The sequence below is a fragment of the Cereibacter sp. Soil_C_27 genome, assembly GCF_057657095.1.
This window is the reverse complement of sequence record NZ_JBDGJD010000004.1, coordinates 468,018-483,805: the sequence shown is the minus strand read 5'-3', so window position 1 is coordinate 483,805 and position 15,788 is coordinate 468,018. Positions and strand designations below refer to the sequence as shown.

The window sequence follows — 15,788 nt, the reverse complement described above, 5'->3', positions numbered from 1 at the left end:
CGATGGCCCGGGCGGACAATCTCCATTCCCGGCTGGTGTCCTGGCTGAAGATCCTGCTGCCGCTGACGGCGCTGGTGATGCTGTCGACGCTGTTCCTCGTGTCGCGCACCATCGACCCCTCCGACGCCATTCCTTATTCCGACGTGGATATCGAGGACCGGGTGCGCGAGCCGCGCATCACCGCGCCGACCTATGCCGGGCTCACCACCGACGGCGCCGCCCTGACCGTCACCGCCGCCGAGGCACGGCCGGGCCGCGAGGGGGCCTCGGACGGCAGCGCCTCGACGCTGCGGGCCGAGCTCAACACGCCCGACGGCGCCAGCGCCGAGCTGATCTCGGCGCAGGGTGTGCTCGATTCCGCCGGGCGCGAGCTGCGGCTGGAGGGCGGCGTGCAGATTTCCACCTCCAGCGGCTACCGGATCACCACCGATGCGCTGAGTGCGTCGCTCGACGTAATCGATGTGCGGAGCAAGGGTGCCCTTGCCGCGACCAGCCCGATGGGCCAGATTACCGCCGGATCCATGAGCATAACCGAAGACACCGGCACCCCGGGCGCCTATTCGCTCGTTTTCGGGAATCGGGTCAAAGTGATATACGAGCCACAGAATTGATGTATTCCGATCCGAGGCAAAGCATGTTGAAGCTGTTTTTCGCCGCCACCCTTGCGCTGAGCGCCCCGGTCTCCGCCCTTGCACAGGGGGCGGATGTCGCCTTCGGCGGTCTGAAACAGGACACCTCGCTGCCGGTCGAGATCGAGGCCGACGAACTGAAGGTCAATCAGGCCGACGGCACGGCGACCTTCATCGGCAATGTCATGGTGGGTCAGGGCACGATGCGGCTTTCGGCGGGCACCGTGCAGGTGGATTACGCCGAAGGCGGCGGGATCGAGCGGCTGCATGCCTCGGGCGGGGTCACGCTGGCCAACAACAGCGACGCGGCAGAGGCCAGGGACGCGGTCTATACGATCGACTCGGGCGAGGTGGTGATGACCGGCGACGTTCTGCTGACCCAGGGCAGCAACGCGCTGACCGGGCAGAAGCTGGTGATCGACCTCAAGGCCGGGACCGGCACGATGCAGGGACGGGTGCAGACGGTGTTCCAACCCGGCTCGGCCCCATGAACGCCTTGCCCGACCTCGCCCTGCCCGCGACGACCGTCGGGCTGCGCATCATCGGCCTGCGCAAGAGCTACAAGCGCCGCCCGGTGATCCGCGACGTGAGCCTGCATCTGAACCGCGGCGAGGTGGTGGCGCTGCTGGGGCCGAACGGCTCGGGCAAGACGACCTGCTTCTATTCCATCGCCGGGCTGGTCACGCCCGAGGGCGGTCAGGTGCTGATCGACGGGCGCGACGTGACCGCCCTGCCGATGTATCGCCGCGCCCGGATGGGGATCGGCTATCTGCCGCAGGAAGTGTCGATCTTCCGCGGCCTCTCGGTGGAAGACAACATCCTCGCCGTGCTCGAGATCGCGGTGCCCGACCGGCACAAGCGGCGCGAGCGGCTGGAGGAGTTGCTGGGCGAATTCTCCATCACCCACCTGCGCCGCGCCCCGGCACTCGCGCTTTCGGGCGGTGAGCGGCGACGCGCCGAAATCGCGCGGTGTCTTGCCGCAGACCCGAGCTATCTTCTGCTCGACGAGCCCTTCGCGGGCGTCGATCCGATCGCGGTGGGGGAAATCCGCCACCTCGTCCACGATCTCAAGAGCCGGGGGATCGGGGTGCTGATCACCGATCACAACGTCCGCGAGACGCTGGAAATCGTCGATCGTGCCTATATCCTGCACGATGGCACGGTGTTGATGAGCGGCACGACCGACGAGGTGGTGCGCGACGAGACCGTGCGCAAGGTCTACCTCGGCCAGAACTTCCGCATCTCCTGAGCCGCCCACCGAGTGTAAAAACGGCATGACGTTGCTGTTGACAATCAGGCAGCAAAAGCAGCCAAATACCCTTGATGCGTGCAGAACCCGCCCTCGTCGGATCGGACTTCCTTTCAGGCACAACGCCCGAAAAGAACGCGACCCTGACGGATGCAGGCGTCGTGAAACTGAAATCGGCGGGCACCCCGGGAGGGGCGGACTGGCCTGAGCCGAGTCACGAAGGAGGAATCATGCGATACCAGATCAGCGGAAAACAGATCGACATCGGTGAAGCGCTTCAGACCCACGTCAAGGCAGAGCTTGGCGAAGTGGTCGAGAAATACGCCCAGCGTCCGACCGAGGCGATCATCGTGTTTTCGCGCGTCGCGCATGAGCATGTCTGTGAAGCGACCATCCACCTCTCCACCGGGCTGAACGCCCAGGCCAAGGGCCACGCCTCGGAAATCTACGCGGCCTTCGAGAGCTGCCGCGAGAAGATGGACAAGCAACTGCGCCGCTACAAGCGCCGCCTGCGCGATCATCACCGTGACCGCACGGCACCGGTTGAATTCGACGGGAGTACCTCCTATATCCTCGCCGCATCAGAGGATGTCGAGGATGTGGAGCCGGAAACGCTCCAGCCCATGATCATCGCCGAGATGGAGACGAAAGTCCCCTCCATCACCGTAGGCGAGGCCGTGATGCAGCTGGAACTTGCCGGACAACACATGCTCGTCTTCCGCAATGAAGGACATGGCGGGGTGAACGTCGTATATCGTCGCGAAGACGGCAATATCGGCTGGATCGACCCGCGCAACACGAAGTAGCGCGCAGAGGCTGCGCAGGACAAGCAACTGCCCATGGAACTATCGAAACTGTTGATGCCGGGGGCCGTGCGGGTTCTGGGCCAGGTGACCAGCAAGAAGCGGCTTTTCCAGGAGCTCGGAGAGGTCGCTGCCTCGGCTTACGGCCTGAATGCCTCGGTTGCGATTGACGGGTTGCAGGAACGCGAGAGCCTTGGCCCGACCGGCGTCGGCCATGGCATCGCCCTGCCCCATGCCCGGCTCGAAGAGCTAGACCGGATCATCGGCGTCTTCCTGCGGCTGGAGAAGCCGCTGGATTACGACAGCGTCGACCGTCAGCCGGTGGATCTGGTCTTTGCCCTGTTCGCGCCGAAGGATTCGGGCGTGGACCATCTGAAGGCCTTGGCGCTGGTGTCGCGGACGATGCGGGACTCGGCCGTCGTCACCAAGCTGCGCGCCAACACCGATCCGGCCAAGCTGCACGCGATCCTCACCGAATCTCGCGCGCCGCAGGCCGCCTGAGATCAGGCTTCGGCTTCCGCCCGCCAAGGGCCGAAGCCGAAGCCCATATAGTCGCGCTGATAGGCTTCGCGCGCTGCCTCCTCCAGATCCCTGCCGTGAATATCCGCCAGACGGTGCGGCGCGGGCTCCTGCCCCGGGCGGAAGGGCACCGGCCTTGCCCCGACCTCGGCCGCGAGGGCGTCGAGCCCCTGCGCCAGCCGCTCCTCGCGCAGCACGACGTCCGGGGGCTGCATCTGGGCGAAGCCCTGCAGCACCGCCGTCTGGGAGGCGAAATGCGCATCGACCCGCAGCCCGGTCTGCCCGGCAAGGTTCAGCTTGAGAAACCGCAGGAAGCCGAGAAAGGCCGCGCGATGCGTGTCGGCATCCTGCGGCTGGCCCGGGGCTGGCAGCGGCAGGCGGTAGGTCTTGACCAGCGCCGCCCGCAGCTCCGGCAGCGCGCCGGTCAGGATCTGGCTGCAGAAGGCGGCATGGGCGCGGGCGAGCGGATGGCGCAGCACGGTGAAGCTGCGATGCGGCAGCGTCGTGCGCTTCCACTGCTGCAGGGTCTTGCGGGTGAAATCGGTCACCAGCCCCTGCCCAACCTCGGCCAGCCAGTCGCGCACCGCCTGCTCCGGCCCACCACGCAGCGGCAGATAGAGGAGCGCCGCTTGCCGGGCCGCCACGAAGCCGGGAATGCCCGGCGCACGGCGCGGCTCGAAGCTGGGGCCGCCTGCCAGATCGAACGGGTCGATCTGCGCCAACGCCGCCTCCATTTCGCCAGGGTTCTCCACCTTGGCGCGCAGATCCTCCGGGTTCTGCTTCTTCAGCGTCGCATCGGGCGCGGCGAGACCCTGCGCCACCCCGAGAAAGCGTGCGAGCCCATTCAGCACCGCCAGATCCTGCAGATCCTCGTAGTCGAGAAAGAACGCCGTCTGACCCGAAACCTGCAGCCCCTGCATCAACCGCTGCCGGAAGGTCTGCACCGCCTCAAGATGCGCGGCGAATTCGGCGGCGTCGAAGCGCACCTTGGCCGCCTTACGCCGCCTCACATGGGTCAGCCTCCATTGGCCGGTCGCCTGCGCGATCTTCCACGAGACGTAGCTTTCCAGCGGATTGCGGCCGAGCACGATCTTGGCGCAGCGCGGGTCGGCCAGCACCGCGTCGAAGATCCTCGGATCGTGGTCATGGAACTGCCGAAAGCCCGCCAGCCCCCGCGTCTCGGCCCGCACCCGTGCCCAGAGCGCCAGCGGATCGGACTCACGCCGCGCGAGGTCGATGCCGAAGAGCTCTGTCCGGCCCTGCGAGCCGATGAAGCTCGGGTTGAACAGCTCGCCGTGGCAGGCCACTCCCGGCAGCGCGTTCAGGTTCGACTCGAGAAAGTTCGACCCGGTGCGCATTCCGGCGAACATAACGAAACTGTCGAAGCGGGGCAAAGCGTCACCTCACCAGATAGGGTCTGCGCCGCGCGGCCAGCGGCTGCTGGTCGTCGCTGACCGGGAAATCGCCCATCAGCACCGGCTGCATGCCCTGATTGCGCAGCGTCTGCAGGAACGGACCGAAGCCGGTCAGATCGGCGAGGCGCGGCGCCTCGGTCAGGCGGCGCAGCGAGCGGGGGGTGATCTCGTCCATGATGGTCTGCAAGGGTTCCATCGGGCTTTCGATGAAATCGGCCAGCGTCCAGATCCGCACCCGCGCCTTCACCCACGACGCGCGCAGGATGCCCAGATGCGCGAGTTCAACCCGCTGCAGCCGCGCGGCCTCCTTGCGGATCTCGGCCACCGGGCGGTTGGAGCGGAACAGCGGCACTGCCCAGCCGCCGGAGATCACGGAGACCTGCGCATTCGGGTCGGAGGCGAAGAACCACGCCACCTCCTGCACATCGGCGGGGCCGAACTGAAAGCACTGCCGCTCGCCCCGCGTGTTCCAGATCAGGTTGGTGAGGAAGCTCTTGCCATTCACGTCGCGCAAGGCCGCCGAGTCCGGCAGCGCCCCGTCATAGACCGTCTCGCCCCCGGCGAACTGCGCCCGCTCCGGCGCGAAGAGATGGCCGTGCACCCGCGTGCCCGCGACCTTGCCGAGCCAAGGCTCGAAATTCTCGAAAAGCTCGGTAAAGCCCTCGAAGATCGAATAGGGCGCCGCGGTCTTGCCGTTCTCCCAATCGAGGTTGGGATGACGGCTCTGCATGTAGAGCCCGGGCCGCCCCTTGGTGCGCCGCTCCACCGCCTTGGAGAACAGCCGGTCGATCTTGCCGGGGTTCGGCTCCGCCCGTGGCTGGGAAGCCGCCTCGGTCCCGAGGAAGCTCTGGTAGAGCCGATCCGCCCGCGGCCAGATCTTGCGGGCGACGAAACAGTCGGAGCGGCGCAGAAGCTGCAGGTGGTCGTCGTAGAAGATGTGCGGCTTGCCCTGGAAATCGAACTTCGACAGCGTCAGGGAGCGGCTTTCCAGCTGCAGCGCATGGCGGCGCACCAGCGTCTGGAAATAGCTTTCATCGGGGATCCAGACCTTGCGGAAGTAGCGGTCGAACTCGGCCCGGCGGGGATCGGCGAGGATAGAGGACAGGGTGCGCCGCGTCAGGCACCACCACTGGCTGCCGAGATGCGGGATCAGCCCCTCGGGGATGCGGCGGCTGAAGCCGAGGCGGCGTTGCAGCCGCACGTGATGGTCGAACATCCGCCGGTTCTTCCGCCACGAGAAGGGAAAGTGCAGGGTAAAGCGCTCCAGATCCAGCCCGCCCACCGTCCAGCCGACATCTTCCGTCGTCACCGACTCGATGAAATCGGTGTCGGGACGCGCCTCGAGATAGCGCCGCAGTTCTGCCACCGGGCGCAACGGCAGGCAGGCGCCGGAGGCGAGATAGACATGGCGCACCTCGGGGAAGTCGCGCAGCAGGATCGCCGCCGCCGACTGGGTGGCGCCGACGATGCCCCAGGTGCCCCATTCGCAGGGGTGACGCTCGCAGAAGCGGATGTCGGGCAGATCGGCCAGCGCCGCCCTGAGCCAGTCGGGGCCGCCCGCCCCCGCCCGGCTGTCGACATGGATGACCACCGGGCAGCCCTGTTCGGCCCAGTGCCGCGCCACTTCGGCGGCCCGGTGGAAGGCGGTGTGGCACAGCATGATGAAACCGACCGCCACCCGTCAGGCCCAGTTGCCCTTGGACATCAGCCCGAGGATCTCGAGCTGGCGCCAGTTGATGTATTTCTCGCTCCACTTGCACCAGAGATCGGGCTGCCCACCCCGCACCGCCCGATAGGCGCGGTATTCATGGCTGTTGGCATAGTGCTGGCGACGCAGCATCTCCTCCTCGGCCTTGACCGGGAAACTGTCGAGGAACTTGGCGTGCAGCAGGCAGCCCGAGGCCTTTTCGCCGCCCCATTCGTCATAGACGAGGTTGAGCCCGCGCGGCAGCAGCATGTGGGTCGAACTGACATAGGCATAGTCGCTGTGCCATTTCACCAGCGGCACCTTGTTCAGCGCCGGTGCCCGTTCCGGCGCATCGGGAAAGAACATCCGCGCCCGCGGCCCACCCTGGATCCAGAGATTGCCGAAGGGCCGGTTGCGGGTGATCGTGTAATTGCCGCTGTCGAACCAGCTGGCGATCTCGAACGGGTCCTGCCCCTCGCGGTAGGGCTCCGCCCCGATCGGGCCCTTGGGATACATGTCGAGCAGCATGGCCCCGAAGGACTTGATCGACGAGGCATCGAGCCAGTCGGTCAAGGCCCGCAGCGGGCGGGTGTCGCAAAAGGGGTAGACGAAGAACTCGTCCGGATCGACCACCAGCGACCAGTGCCGATGTGCGTGGCGCAGCTGCAGCCAGTTCAGCCAATCCACCCCGAACCGGGCGCGCTTGTAGCTGTGCGCCGTGTGCCAGAGCGAGACATCGGGCTGGGCGGCGAGATAGTCGCGCGAGCCGTCGTCGGACTCGTTGTCGACCATCAGGAAGTGGTCGATGCCGAGATCGCGGTAGTAGCCGAGGAAGAAGGGCAGCCGCACCTTCTCGTTGCGCAGGGTCGAGAACAGCAGGATGTCGTCGCGGCGGATGCTGTCGGTGCGGTCGGTCAGGGCGGTGAGTTCGCGGCTCTTGCGCATCGCTCGCAGACGCCAGCGCTTGCGCGCAAGACGAAGCCGGTATGTCGCAATGATACCCAATCCCTTGTTACTACCTCCGAGGCAACTGCCTCACACCGAAAGCCGGGCGGCGACCGCCCGGAAGTGGCCCGCCCAATCCGGCACCGTCCGGCAGGCAGACCCGTCACTTTGCGGTGGCCTCCTCCACCCCGCGATGACCTCGGCCCAAGAATAGCTGTCGTGCGGATCGAGGTAAACGGGATAGTCCGAGAGTGTCTCGGCGAAGACCTTCAAATTGCTGCAAATGACCGGCACCCCCAGCGCCATCGCCTCGAGCGGCGGCAGGCCGTAGCCCTCGGCAAGGCTGGGAAACAGCAGCGCCTCGGCCCCTGCCAGCAGCGCCGCCACTGCCCCGTCGTCGAGGCCCGGGCGTTCGTGGATCGTCGCGCCGAGCTTGGGGATGGCATCAAGCCTCTGGGAAACCTCGGCATTCGACCAACCACGCCCGCCGAGGATCAGCAGGTGCGGCACCTCTCCGGCGGGGAGAAGCGCTTGCAGCCGGTCCCAGACGTCGAGCAAGAGGCCATGGTTCTTGCGCGGCTCGACGGTGCCGAGGGCGACGAAATAGCGCACGGATGGCAGCTCCGTGCGCGGGTCCGGTATGGGGGGCATGACCCCGAGCGGCGCCAGCAGGCCGGGCGGCACGCGGCCCATGCGGGCGAAATGCACCTCGGTCTGCTGCTGCGTCGTCTCAGTCGTGTGGATCACCAGATCGGCCTCGGCCGAGACCGCCGCCATCTTGCGGGCAAAGACCTGCGGGATGCCGGAGCGGGTGAAACCGGGGTGGTTCAGCGGGATCACGTCATGCACGAGAACGGCGGCGGTCAGCCCGGCGGCCTTGATCCGGCGCAGCGAGGCGCGCGTCAGGTGGGCATGGCCGAGGTTGAGATAGGCGCCTTGTCGCAGATGCCGCTGCAGCATCACCGTGAGGCGTGCCGCGGCGCAACGGTCGAGCGACAGGCGGCGCATGTCGGCTTCGGCCCGGGCGCGCAGCGGGTCGGCGCGGCGGAACAACCGGCCCTGCAGATCGGCGGGGCCGAGCGGCTCGCCTTCGACCCGGTCGCGCAGCGCCTCCATCCCGCGCCGGTCGAGCAGCAGATGGCCGAACCGCGTGCGGATCAACCCGTAGCAGGGGCGGTCTTCCTCCAGCAGATGTCGGAGCCAGGCCGCCTCCACCCGATCCACCCCGGTCAGCGGCCCCCGACCCAGACGCGACACCAGCCGCGTCAGGTCGAGAAGCCGCGCCGGAGCGGCAGCGAGCATTTACTGCGCGGCTTTGTCCAGCGAGGCCATGTCGCTCAGATAGGCCGAGAACTCCTCGCGCAGTTCCGGACGGGCAAGGCCGAAGGCCACGGTTGCCTGAAGGAAGCCGGCCTTGGAGCCGCAGTCGTAGCGCTGACCCCGGAAGCGGAAGCCATAGACCTTCTCCGGCCCGCCGATCTCTTCGGCGATGGCGTCGGTCAGCTGGATCTCGCCCCCCGCACCTTCCTTGATGCGGTTGAGGTTGTTCAGCACGGTCGGCGACAGGATGTAGCGCCCGATCACCGCGAGGTTCGATGGCGCGTTGGTCTTGGGCTTCTCGACCATGCCATTCACTTCGACGATGGCACCACGATCCTCGCCGATCGACAGCATGCCGTAGGAGGAAGCCTTCTCGGGCGAGACCTCCATCGCGGCGACCATGTTGCCGCCGGTCTCGGCATAGGCTTCGACCATCTGCTGCAGGCAGGACTTGTCGGAGGCGATGACGTCATCCGGCAGCATGACCGCGAAAGGCTCGTCGCCGATCAGACGGCGCGCGCACCAGACGGCATGGCCGAGGCCGAGCGCCTTGTGCTGACGGACATAGGCGATGGCGCCGCTTTCCATGTTGGTATGTTCAAGCACGTCCAGCAAATCGAGCTTGTTCGACCGCTTCAGTGAGGCCTCGAGCTCCGGCGCATGGTCGAAGTAGTCTTCGAGCGCACCTTTGCCACGCGAGGTGACGAAGATGAATTCCTTGATGCCGGCGGCACGCGCCTCGTCGATGGCGTATTGGATGAGAGGTCGATCGACCAGCGTCATGATCTCTTTCGGGATCGACTTGGTTGCGGGCAGAAACCGGGTGCCCAGGCCTGCCACGGGGAAAACTGCCTTGGTAACCTTTTTGATTCTCATATCTCTCACTCTCATCGCCCCCCTTTGTCGGAGGCAGGGGTAAACTACACGGAGTTGAGATTGTTCGCATCACAAACCCGCAGAGCCTCGGCAGATTGACGCTGAATGCGGCAATAAGCGGGTCAGGATCGCGGTTTTGTCGCGACATCGAGGAAAATCCCGGCACATTTGCCCGGCGCTCCGGCCATCGGGCGCAGGGGCGCCAGACGCTGCCGCTCCTGCGCGACCCGCTCGGCGCGACTCAACCAGCGGAAGATCGGCTCCTCCCGCCCCGCCCGACCGAATATGCCGCCGCTCTGCATCCAGAAGCCGCGGGGGTCGTAGGTCATGCGGTGGTAAAGCGTGGACCAGCCGAGGCAAAACACCGTCACGATCCGCGATGCCGCCGCCGTCGCGGCCTCGGTCTCCAGCGCCCTGCGGTTGCGGCGGCTGCCGGAAAGCACCAGCCCCGGCCTCGGCCCGGTGCCGGGCAGCGGGCGGAAGGCGAGGACAGAGACCGGCAGCGGGACGAGCGGCGTCAAGGGGTGCGTGCCGCCTTCGGCAAGTCCTTGCTCCAGCGTCGCGAGCAGGCGGCGCAGGTCGCGCGGCTCCAGCCGCCCCGCCAGCATGTGCCGCAGGAGCCGCCGCCGCTGGTTCTGCCGCAGCCGTGCCAGCGCTTCGGGCCAGAGCGGCTTTGGCGCGTGGCGGCGCAGGAAGACCATGCTGGAGGCACCGATCTCGTGCAGGCTGCGCGGCACCCGGTCGTCGCGGCGATGGGCGCTGACCGAAAAGCCGTGATGCACCTCGGCCCGGGGCACGATGGCGGTCAGACCGGGGAGACGCAGGCACACGTCGGCCTCGTCGAGATAGAATCGGAAGGCCCGGTCGAAGCCGCCGATGGCGCGGAGCGCCTCGGTGCGGAAGGCGCAATTGGTGCCCTGCACCTTGGGGGCGCGGGACGCGGAGCCCTCGAGCAGCGTGACGGCCTCGGGATCGACCAGCAGCGGATGGTCCTCGCCGCAGCAGTCCAACTCGCAGGCGCGCCACTGGAAGGAGAGGCCGTTGCGGCCCCGGGTGAAACCGCCCGCCTTTGTCACCCGAGGATCGGCGAAGGGGTCGGTGAGCCGCCTGAGCCATGTGGGCTCGGGCACGGCGTCATCGTCGAGAAAGGCCACCACCGCCCCCGCCGCCTGGGCAAGGCCGAGGTTGCGGGCGGCGGAGATATTGGCCTCGTCAAAGGCGACCAGCTTGATCTGCGGGTCGCTCACATGCGCGGCGGAGATCGGGTCGGCCACCACGATCAGCTCGAAATCTGGATGGTCCTGCTGCCGGATCGCCGTGATCGCCCGCACCAGCGCCTCGGGGCGGTGGCGGCTGACGACGATCAGGCTGACCGTCATCCGGCCTGCATCTCGGCCATCATCGCCTCGATCCGGGCGACATCCTCGGGGTTGTTCAGCTCCCAAAACTGCCGCCCCCGCGCCTCGACCTCGACGCAGAGCACCGGACGCTCGCGTTCGAGGAAGCGCAACTGCTCCAGCCCCTCCAGCCCCTCCAGCGGGCCGGGCGCCCAGCCGCGATAGGCGGCAAGCGCCGAGGGGCGGTAGGCATAGACCCCGACATGGTGGAACACCGGCGTCTCGGCGTCGTCGGCATAGGTCTTGCCGGTATAGGGGATCACTTCCTTGGAGAAGTAGAGCGCCCGGCGGTCGGCCCCGAAGACCGCCGTCGTGCCGCCGACCCGGCCTGCGCGGCGATCGGCGAGAAAGCCGTTCAGCGCCCGTCCGTCGCAGCGCAGCACCGGCGTCGCCACCTCGGCCCCGGCATCGGCATCGAGCCCGGCGATCAGATCCTCGACGAACCAGGCGGGTGTCAGCGGCGCATCGCCCTGCAGGTTCACCACCATGTCGAAGCCCCCGAGCCTGTCCAGCACCTCGGCGCAGCGTTCGGTGCCGTTCTGGCAGTCGGAGGAGGTCATCACCACCTCGGCGCCGAAGCCCTCTGCCGCCTCGCGGATGCGGTCGTCGTCGGTGGCCACCACCACGCGGTCGACGCCCCTCACCGCCATCGCGGCCTCCCAGCTGCGCTGGATCAGCGTCTTCGACACCCCATCCGCTCCGCGCAGCGCCACGAGCGGCTTGCCGGGATAGCGGGTGGAGGCGTAGCGAGCCGGAATGGCGAGGAGAACCGACATCAGGATTTCAGCTCCACACCCGGGGCGTAGGCGATGAAGAACGGGTTGTCCCAGCCGGGCTTGCCGTATTCCAGCACCTTGTGCGTGTCGAAGCGCACCACATGGCCGCCCGCACCGCGCAGGACCGCATCGCCCGCCGCCGTGTCCCATTCCATCGTGCGGCCCAGACGCGGATAGAGATCCGCCTCGCCGGTCGCCACCAGACAGAACTTCAGGCTCGACCCCGCGCTCTTCATGTCGCGCACCTGATACTTGCCGATGTAGTCGTCCGTTGCCTGATCGCGGTGCGATTTCGACGCCACCACCATCAGCGAGCCGTTGTCGGGATCGGAGACGGCGATGCGCCGCAGGTTGCCCGGCTTCTGCTTGTCGAGCGCGCCGGTCTCCTCGACCGAGCCGCCGTCGGGCTGGGTGTAGAACAGCCGCCCCTGCGCCGGAGCATAGACCACGCCGCGCACCGGCACGCCATCCTCGACATAGGCGATGTTCACGGTGAAATCGCCGCGCCGCTGCACGAACTCCTTAGTGCCGTCCAAGGGATCGACGATGAAGAAGGTCCGCGCCGTCAGCGCATGCGACTCAGCCTGTTCCTCGGTGATCAGCGTCACGTCTGGATAGGCCGCGCGCAGTCCGGCCGAGATCAGCGCGTCGGCGGCCTCGTCGGCCTCGGTCACCGGGCTTGCGTCGGATTTGGCCTTCACCTCGAAATCGGGCCCATCATAGACCTGCATGATCCGGTCCCCGGCTTCGAGGGCAAGACGGCGGATCAGGGGGATGAGGTCTTGGAAATTCATCGCAGGCTCCGTAAGGCACCGCGCGGGCGCGCGAGTTGATTAAGCGGTTGGCTGTCCTTATCATCGCTTGCAAAGGGAACGGCAAGTTTTCCCGTGTCTGATGCGGCACGCCCCCTGCAAGAGGTTGCCTCCGGTGATGTTCCGCGCCCAGACCCGCAGCTCTACCGGCCGCTCGCTTCTGGCGCTGCTGGAGCTGATTTTCCACGCGTCGGTCCGCTCCGTCCGCAAGAGCCATGGCAATGCGCTCTGGGGCTTGCTGATCAACATCTTCCAGACGGTGCTGTTCATGCTCGTCTTCTATCTGATGTTCACCGTCCTCGGCATGCGCGGCATGGCGATCCGCGGCAACTACCTGCTCTACATCATGTCCGGCGTGTTCATGTTCATGACGCACACCAAGACGATGGCGGCGGTGGTCGCGGCGGAGGGTCCGACCTCGGCGATGATGAAGCATTCGCCGATGAACCCGGTGATCTCGATCGCGGCCGCGGCGATCGGCGCGCTCTACATGCAGGTGCTGTCGCTCTCGGTCGTGCTCTACGGCTATCACGCCCTCGTCGAGCCGATCACCATCGACCGCCCCGTCGGCGCCTTCGGCATGCTGCTGCTGTCGTGGAGCACGGGGCTTGCCATCGGCATGGTGTTCCTGGCGATCAAGCCCTGGCAGCCGGAGGTGGCCAGCATCGGATCCACCCTCTACATGCGCGCCAACATGATCGCCTCGGGCAAGATGTTCGTCGCCAATGCGATGCCGACCTTCATCCTGCGGATGTTCGACTGGAATCCGCTGTTCCACACCATCGATCAGGGGCGCGGCTTCATCTTTCTGAACTACAATCCGCATTACAGCTCGATCGGCTATCCGATCAAGGTGATGCTCGCCTGCATGATGATCGGGCTGATGGCCGAGTTCTACACCCGCAAGCACGCCTCGCTCAGCTGGGCCGCCGGGCGCTGAGCGCAAACGGTGCTTGCGCCGAAGAGCGCTTCGGCCTATAGGACAAGACAACAGCGGCGCCTTGGCTTCCAAACCCAAGGCTCCACCGATCCGATCGACGGGCCGCTTGGCCCGTTTTTTCGTTTTGGGGCCCCCATCTGCTTTTGGAGAGTGTCCATGTCCGACCTCATCGCCAAGACCGCCATCGACCGCCGACTGGCCGATATCGTCACCCCCACCATCGAGGGGCTGGGGTTCGAACTGGTCCGCATCCGCCTGATGGGTGGCAAGACCCGCATCCTGCAGATCATGGCCGACCGCCCCGAGGGCGGCATCGTCGTGGACGAATGCGCCCGCATCTCCACCGCCGTCTCGGCGGTGCTCGACGTGGAAGACCCGGTCGAGGACAACTACATCCTCGAAGTCTCCAGCCCCGGCATCGACCGTCCTTTGACCCGGCTCAAGGATTTCGACATGTGGGTGGGCTATGAGGCCCGCATCGAGACGACCGAGCTGATCGACGGTCGCCGCCGCTTCAAGGGCGAACTGGCTGGGACCGAAGGCGAGGAGGTCCTGATCACGCTGGAAGAGGGCAAGGACAACTTCGTGACCATCGGCCTGCAGTTCGACTGGCTGTCAGATGCAAAGCTGATCCTGACCGACGAGCTGATCGCCGAGATGCTGCGCCAGCGCAAGGCCAGCGGCACCTTCGACGAGGCGGATTTCGACGAGATCCAAGAGACCACGGGCGACGAGGCGGATGACGCCGAGCAGCCTGCAACCAAGCACTGACCGCTTTCCAGGAGCACTGACATGGCGATTACCTCTGCCAACCAGCTTGAACTGCTGCAAACCGCCGAAGCGGTGGCCCGTGAGAAGATGATCGACCCGGATCTGGTGATCCAGGCGATGGAGGAAAGCCTCGCCCGTGCGGCCAAGTCGCGCTACGGCTCGGAACTCGACATCCGCGTGCGGATCGACCGCAAGACCGGCCGCGCGACCTTTGCGCGCATCCGCACCGTGGTCGAGGACGAGGCGCTGGAGAATCACCACGCGCAGATGACGGTCAAGCAGGCCAAGAGCCACCTCGCCGATCCCAAGGTCGGTGACGAGGTGATCGACGAGGTGCCGCCGGTCGATCTCGGGCGCATCGCCGCGCAATCGGCCAAGCAGGTCATCCTGCAGAAAGTGCGCGAAGCCGAGCGTGACCGCCAGTTCGAGGAATTCAAGGACCGCAAGGGCACGATCATCAACGGTCAGGTCAAGCGCGAGGAATACGGCAACATCATCGTCGACATCGGTCGCGGCGAGGCCATCCTGCGCCGGAACGAGAAGATCGGCCGCGAGAGCTACCGCCCGAACGACCGCATCCGCGCCTATATCAAGGACGTCCGCCGCGAGGCCCGCGGCCCGCAGGTCTTCCTGTCGCGCACCGACCCGCAGTTCATGGCCGAGCTGTTCAAGATGGAAGTGCCGGAAATCTATGACGGCATCATCGAGATCAAGGCCGTCGCCCGCGACCCGGGCTCGCGCGCCAAGATCGCCGTCATCTCCTATGACAACTCGATCGACCCGGTCGGCGCCTGCGTCGGCATGCGCGGCAGCCGCGTCCAGGCCGTGGTGAACGAGCTGCAGGGCGAGAAGATCGACATCATCCCGTGGAACCAGGATCAGGCGACGTTCCTCGTGAACGCGCTGCAGCCGGCCGAGGTCTCCAAGGTCGTGATCGACGAGGAAGCCGGCAAGATCGAGGTCGTGGTGCCGGACGAGCAGCTGTCGCTGGCCATCGGCCGTCGCGGCCAGAACGTGCGTCTGGCCAGCCAGCTCACCGGGCTCGACATCGACATCATGACCGAGGCCGATGAATCGGCCCGCCGTCAGGCAGAATTCACCGAGCGGACGAATCTCTTCATCGAGACCCTTGATATCGATGAGATGATGGCCCAACTCCTTGTTGCCGAGGGCTTCACCAATCTGGAAGAAGTCGCCTACGTCGACACCGAGGAACTCCTGTCCATCGACGGCTTCGACGAAGGCACCGCAGGCGAACTGCAGGCCCGTGCCCGCGACCATCTGGAAGCGGCCAACCGCAAGGCGATGGAGACGGCGCGCGAACTGGGCGTCGAGGATTCGCTGGTGAACTTCGAGGGCCTGACGCCGCAGATGCTGGAAGCGCTTGCAAAGGACGGCATCAAGACGCTGGAAGACTTCGCGACCTGCGCCGACTGGGAACTGGCCGGCGGCTGGACCACGGCGAACGGCCAGCGGGTGAAGGACGAGGGTGTGCTCGAGAAGTTTGACGTCAGCCTTGAAGAGGCGCAGCATCTGGTGATGACCGCGCGCGTCATGCTGGGCTGGGTCGACCCGACCGAGATGGAGGCCGAAGGCGAAGCCGAGGCCGTCACCGAGGAGGACGAGGCCTGAGGGCCTCGGATCGCCGA

16 protein-coding genes are annotated in these 15,788 nt (G+C 66.5%); 8 read left to right on the top strand and 8 right to left on the bottom strand.

What is annotated here, in order from left to right:
* The first annotated feature begins 2 nt into the window (after window positions 1-2).
* The 5 genes from lptC to AC3A5Z_RS17115 all read left to right on the top strand — a co-directional run bounded on the left by lptC (window position 3) and on the right by AC3A5Z_RS17115 (window position 3,182).
* Complete coding sequence (gene lptC / locus AC3A5Z_RS17135; RefSeq protein ID WP_487520528.1) at window positions 3-611, top strand: LPS export ABC transporter periplasmic protein LptC; 609 nt, start codon at window positions 3-5, stop codon at window positions 609-611.
* A gap of 23 nt (window positions 612-634) precedes the next feature.
* On the top strand, window positions 635-1,120 hold the full coding sequence (gene lptA / locus AC3A5Z_RS17130) for a lipopolysaccharide transport periplasmic protein LptA (protein WP_487520527.1): 486 nt from the start codon (window positions 635-637) through the stop codon (window positions 1,118-1,120).
* Window positions 1,117-1,878, top strand: coding sequence for an LPS export ABC transporter ATP-binding protein (lptB, locus tag AC3A5Z_RS17125; protein ID WP_487520526.1), 762 nt, complete (start codon window positions 1,117-1,119; stop codon window positions 1,876-1,878). The genes lptA and lptB overlap by 4 nt, the downstream gene beginning before the upstream one ends.
* 230 nt (window positions 1,879-2,108) lie before the next feature.
* Window positions 2,109-2,684, top strand: coding sequence for a ribosome hibernation-promoting factor, HPF/YfiA family (hpf, locus tag AC3A5Z_RS17120; protein WP_487520525.1), 576 nt, complete (start codon window positions 2,109-2,111; stop codon window positions 2,682-2,684).
* A 33-nt stretch (window positions 2,685-2,717) separates the two neighbouring features.
* On the top strand, window positions 2,718-3,182 hold the full coding sequence (locus AC3A5Z_RS17115) for a PTS sugar transporter subunit IIA (RefSeq protein ID WP_487520524.1): 465 nt from the start codon (window positions 2,718-2,720) through the stop codon (window positions 3,180-3,182).
* A 2-nt stretch (window positions 3,183-3,184) separates the two neighbouring features.
* Here the strand turns inward: AC3A5Z_RS17115 and AC3A5Z_RS17110 are convergent, their stop codons facing one another.
* The 8 genes from AC3A5Z_RS17110 to cysQ form a co-directional block, all read right to left on the bottom strand.
* Entirely contained in the window at window positions 3,185-4,570 is a 1,386-nt protein-coding gene (locus AC3A5Z_RS17110; RefSeq protein ID WP_487520523.1) for a nodulation protein NodH, read from the bottom strand.
* Between the two features lie 28 nt (window positions 4,571-4,598).
* The gene (locus tag AC3A5Z_RS17105; RefSeq protein ID WP_487520522.1) at window positions 4,599-6,293 is read right to left on the bottom strand and encodes a DUF5927 domain-containing protein; all 1,695 of its coding nucleotides are present in this window, start codon (window positions 6,291-6,293) and stop codon (window positions 4,599-4,601) included.
* A gap of 3 nt (window positions 6,294-6,296) precedes the next feature.
* The gene (locus AC3A5Z_RS17100) at window positions 6,297-7,247 is read right to left on the bottom strand and encodes a glycosyltransferase family 2 protein (protein ID WP_487520521.1); all 951 of its coding nucleotides are present in this window, start codon (window positions 7,245-7,247) and stop codon (window positions 6,297-6,299) included.
* Between the two features lie 90 nt (window positions 7,248-7,337).
* A complete protein-coding gene (locus AC3A5Z_RS17095; RefSeq protein ID WP_487520520.1) occupies window positions 7,338-8,549 on the bottom strand; it encodes a glycosyltransferase in 1,212 nt (403 codons plus the stop codon).
* Window positions 8,550-9,443: a UTP--glucose-1-phosphate uridylyltransferase gene (locus AC3A5Z_RS17090; RefSeq protein WP_487520519.1), complete on the bottom strand. Its 894-nt coding sequence runs from the start codon at window positions 9,441-9,443 to the stop codon at window positions 8,550-8,552.
* Between the two features lie 122 nt (window positions 9,444-9,565).
* Entirely contained in the window at window positions 9,566-10,822 is a 1,257-nt protein-coding gene (locus tag AC3A5Z_RS17085; protein WP_487520518.1) for a glycosyltransferase family 2 protein, read from the bottom strand.
* Window positions 10,819-11,616 (bottom strand): 3-deoxy-manno-octulosonate cytidylyltransferase family protein, encoded by a 798-nt coding sequence (locus AC3A5Z_RS17080; protein ID WP_487520517.1) that lies wholly within the window; start codon window positions 11,614-11,616, stop codon window positions 10,819-10,821. The genes AC3A5Z_RS17085 and AC3A5Z_RS17080 overlap by 4 nt, the downstream gene beginning before the upstream one ends.
* Window positions 11,616-12,410 carry a 3'(2'),5'-bisphosphate nucleotidase CysQ gene (cysQ, locus tag AC3A5Z_RS17075; protein WP_487520516.1) on the bottom strand — a complete coding sequence of 265 codons (795 nt, stop codon included), beginning with the start codon at window positions 12,408-12,410 and terminating at the stop codon, window positions 11,616-11,618. Before cysQ ends, AC3A5Z_RS17080 begins: the two co-directional genes overlap by 1 nt.
* A gap of 136 nt (window positions 12,411-12,546) precedes the next feature.
* On the opposite strand from cysQ, the gene AC3A5Z_RS17070 reads away from it, so the two are divergent.
* The 3 genes from AC3A5Z_RS17070 (at window position 12,547) to nusA (ending at window position 15,771) form a co-directional block, all read left to right on the top strand.
* Window positions 12,547-13,368, top strand: coding sequence for an ABC transporter permease (locus tag AC3A5Z_RS17070; RefSeq protein WP_487520515.1), 822 nt, complete (start codon window positions 12,547-12,549; stop codon window positions 13,366-13,368).
* 156 nt (window positions 13,369-13,524) lie between these two features.
* Window positions 13,525-14,139 carry a ribosome maturation factor RimP gene (rimP, locus tag AC3A5Z_RS17065; protein ID WP_487520514.1) on the top strand — a complete coding sequence of 205 codons (615 nt, stop codon included), beginning with the start codon at window positions 13,525-13,527 and terminating at the stop codon, window positions 14,137-14,139.
* 21 nt (window positions 14,140-14,160) lie between these two features.
* A complete protein-coding gene (gene nusA / locus AC3A5Z_RS17060) occupies window positions 14,161-15,771 on the top strand; it encodes a transcription termination factor NusA (RefSeq protein ID WP_487520513.1) in 1,611 nt (536 codons plus the stop codon).
* Window positions 15,772-15,788 lie beyond the last annotated feature (17 nt).

Excerpts from the sequence above, each read along its gene's own strand:
- lptC (WP_487520528.1), top strand. The coding sequence starts at position 3 with ATGGCCCGGGCGGACAATCTCCATTCCCGGCTGGTGTCCTGGCTGAAG.
- lptA (WP_487520527.1), top strand. The coding sequence starts at position 635 with ATGTTGAAGCTGTTTTTCGCCGCCACCCTTGCGCTGAGCGCCCCGGTC.
- lptB (WP_487520526.1), top strand. The coding sequence starts at position 1,117 with ATGAACGCCTTGCCCGACCTCGCCCTGCCCGCGACGACCGTCGGGCTG.
- hpf (WP_487520525.1), top strand. The coding sequence starts at position 2,109 with ATGCGATACCAGATCAGCGGAAAACAGATCGACATCGGTGAAGCGCTT.
- AC3A5Z_RS17115 (WP_487520524.1), top strand. The coding sequence starts at position 2,718 with ATGGAACTATCGAAACTGTTGATGCCGGGGGCCGTGCGGGTTCTGGGC.
- AC3A5Z_RS17110 (WP_487520523.1), bottom strand. The coding sequence starts at position 4,570 with ATGTTCGCCGGAATGCGCACCGGGTCGAACTTTCTCGAGTCGAACCTG.
- AC3A5Z_RS17100 (WP_487520521.1), bottom strand. The coding sequence starts at position 7,247 with ATGCGCAAGAGCCGCGAACTCACCGCCCTGACCGACCGCACCGACAGC.
- AC3A5Z_RS17095 (WP_487520520.1), bottom strand. The coding sequence starts at position 8,549 with ATGCTCGCTGCCGCTCCGGCGCGGCTTCTCGACCTGACGCGGCTGGTG.
- AC3A5Z_RS17090 (WP_487520519.1), bottom strand. The coding sequence starts at position 9,443 with ATGAGAATCAAAAAGGTTACCAAGGCAGTTTTCCCCGTGGCAGGCCTG.
- AC3A5Z_RS17085 (WP_487520518.1), bottom strand. The coding sequence starts at position 10,822 with ATGACGGTCAGCCTGATCGTCGTCAGCCGCCACCGCCCCGAGGCGCTG.
- AC3A5Z_RS17080 (WP_487520517.1), bottom strand. The coding sequence starts at position 11,616 with ATGTCGGTTCTCCTCGCCATTCCGGCTCGCTACGCCTCCACCCGCTAT.
- cysQ (WP_487520516.1), bottom strand. The coding sequence starts at position 12,410 with ATGAATTTCCAAGACCTCATCCCCCTGATCCGCCGTCTTGCCCTCGAA.
- AC3A5Z_RS17070 (WP_487520515.1), top strand. The coding sequence starts at position 12,547 with ATGTTCCGCGCCCAGACCCGCAGCTCTACCGGCCGCTCGCTTCTGGCG.
- rimP (WP_487520514.1), top strand. The coding sequence starts at position 13,525 with ATGTCCGACCTCATCGCCAAGACCGCCATCGACCGCCGACTGGCCGAT.
- nusA (WP_487520513.1), top strand. The coding sequence starts at position 14,161 with ATGGCGATTACCTCTGCCAACCAGCTTGAACTGCTGCAAACCGCCGAA.